Source organism: Nitrospira sp. BLG_2, from assembly GCF_049222245.1.
This window is the reverse complement of record NZ_JBLYIG010000617.1, coordinates 1-2,478: the sequence shown is the minus strand read 5'-3', so window position 1 is coordinate 2,478 and position 2,478 is coordinate 1. Positions and strand designations below refer to the sequence as shown.

The window sequence follows — 2,478 nt, the reverse complement described above, 5'->3', positions numbered from 1 at the left end:
CATGCTACAGTCCAACAAGCTGGAAGCGCAAGCTAAGGACGAGCCTCAATGGGGCATTCGTTCCGACACACTGATGGATTTGGACATGAAGAGTCTGCTTTTTACGACTCGATCGTACCGGCCCTAGTCTCTCACTGAACGGTGACGCAACATACGGCCAAATACCACATGGACAAGTTGAGCTGAACCGTAGATAATCTCACGCATCAATTGGGAGCACTATCGCGTGTGCAACGCCACATTCATTGATCCATGGTCGCTGGGCATGGGGGCCGTCCTGATAATGGTTACAGCAGGCTGCGTTCCTGACGACAATTCCATTAATTCCATTCGCGTGGAAAATGAGACTCTCAAGAAACAAGTCGCAAAGCAAGAAACCCTCCTCAGCTCCTTGCTGGACGGGAATAAGGTCATGCAGCAGCAGATCGATCTGCTCAATCAAGAAATCCGGGACGCAAAGAGCACCACGGAAGCCACGAAGGCGGAAGCCAAACACCAGACCGAGGAACTGGAACTGCAGCTGGCTGAGACCAAACGAATGATTGCGACGCAGATGACCGAATCCCTCAAAGTCGAGGAGAAAGGAGCGCAATTAGATACTCTCCCCAGGCCTATGCCGGCCGTGGCAAAGGTCGTTGAAGACGCACTGGCACGCAACGGCTATCATCTCAAGGTCAGCGTCAAGACCGATCAACGGGCGGTCTATGTGACGGAGCGCAAGATCTCCAACCCGACGTCACTCGAAGTGACGGGCTCACGGAATCAATACCTCATTTCCCTTCAAGCCCTTCCCGACAATTTGACAAAACTCGGCGTGAAAGCAGAATTTGAACGGGTCGCACAGGGGGGCCGCATCTTAAGCGTCAGCCACGAAGAAACGAACGAAATCGAGCATCGCCTCATCAACGAAATCAATAAGGCGCTCGCCAATCCGGCCAAGACATAAATCCCGACACATCGCGTCACAATCGCCCGATTCCTTGGTCCGATCAAAACCTCGTGCTAGCATTTCCCTCCGATGGCTCTTTCGACCAGCGTGCACGATCTCCGCACCTTGATCCGATCCTCCCATCCCCTCGTCGTCATTGAAACGGTCGAGGAGGAGCGAGTCCTGGCCTTACTACAGTCGGTGACCGCACAGGAGCGCATGCCGCTCTTCGAATGGTCCGTCACCAGAGGGCTTACCCGCGCCGACGAAGGCGCAACCCTGAGTAAGATGACCTCGACGCCTTTGGCTGTCCTTCAGCATCTTCATGGCCTGACAGTAGAAGCGGTGTTTTGGCTCAAGGATCTTGGGCCACATCTGCAAGATCCCGCTGTCTGTCGACAACTTCGTGAAGTTGCAGCGATCTACGGACGATCACGGGCCACCTGTGTGCTGACCGGTCAACCGATCACGCTGCCGTTGGATCTCGATAAAATTGCCGTGCGACTCGATCTGAAACTGCCGGATCGAGACGAACTCCGGTCGATGCTACGAGGGTTACTCCGATCGCTGAGACCTCGAACAGCCACTCGCCCACGGTCCACGACTCTCGCGCAAAGCATACTCGGTTCGATCAGCGAGACCAAAGGAGCCGACAACGACTCCTTGTCCCAGGAGTCCGACGCGATCCTCGGTGCTCTACAGGGTTTGACGCTTCATCAAGCCCGCCAAGTTATTGCCCAGTGTATCGTGGAACGCGGCTCACTCTCTGTCGAAGATGTTCAAACAATCCTGAAGCGTAAAGTGCAGGCGATCAAGGACGGAGGCCTCTTAGAATACTACCCCGTGGAGGACAATCGGTTTGAATTGGGAGGTTTTAGCAATCTGAAGTCCTGGCTGGAGCGTGCCCAGGTCGGATTTACTCCCGAAGCCAAAGCACTCAATCTCACCCCGCCGCGCGGCATCATGTTGGTCGGCGTACCGGGATGCGGCAAATCGCTCGCCGCGAAGGCCATCGCGCGGGAATGGAAACTCCCGCTCCTGAAACTCGATGCCGGTCGGTTATTCGACAAGTTCATCGGCGAATCGGAAAAGAACTTCCGCAAGGCGATTGAGATGGCGGAATCCTTGTCCCCGATCGTCCTCTGGATCGATGAAATCGAGAAAGCCATGGTCGCCGGGGGAAGAAGCGGCGACGCCGACGCGGGGTTGAGCCGACGACTCTTCGGCGCGTTCCTCACGTGGCTGCAAGAAAAACAGCAGGACGTATTTGTCGTGGCCACCGCCAATGATCTGTCGTCGCTGCCTCCCGAACTCCTGCGCAAGGGGCGATTCGATGAAATCTTTTTCGTCGATCTACCGAATGATGTCGAACGGGAAGCCATCTGGAAGATTCACCTTGGCCTCCGGAAGCAGGACAGTAAGAAGTTCGATCTCGTGAAAATCGTCAGCGCAAGCGACGGCTTCAGCGGATCCGAAATCGAACAAGCAGTGGTCGCGGCCCTGTATCGAGCGCTGCACCAGAAAATTCCGCTCACGACCGCCTTGCTCAT

Annotated in this window: 2 protein-coding genes; both read left to right on the top strand. The window is 55.5% G+C overall.

Annotated elements, in window-relative coordinates; translation table 11 throughout:
• The first annotated feature begins 226 nt into the window (after window positions 1-226).
• On the top strand, window positions 227-946 hold the full coding sequence (locus tag ACOSYY_RS16410) for a hypothetical protein (RefSeq protein WP_421663798.1): 720 nt from the start codon (window positions 227-229) through the stop codon (window positions 944-946).
• A gap of 72 nt (window positions 947-1,018) precedes the next feature.
• A partial coding sequence (locus ACOSYY_RS16405; RefSeq protein WP_421663797.1) for an AAA family ATPase occupies window positions 1,019-2,478 on the top strand: 1,460 nt, incomplete at its 3' end.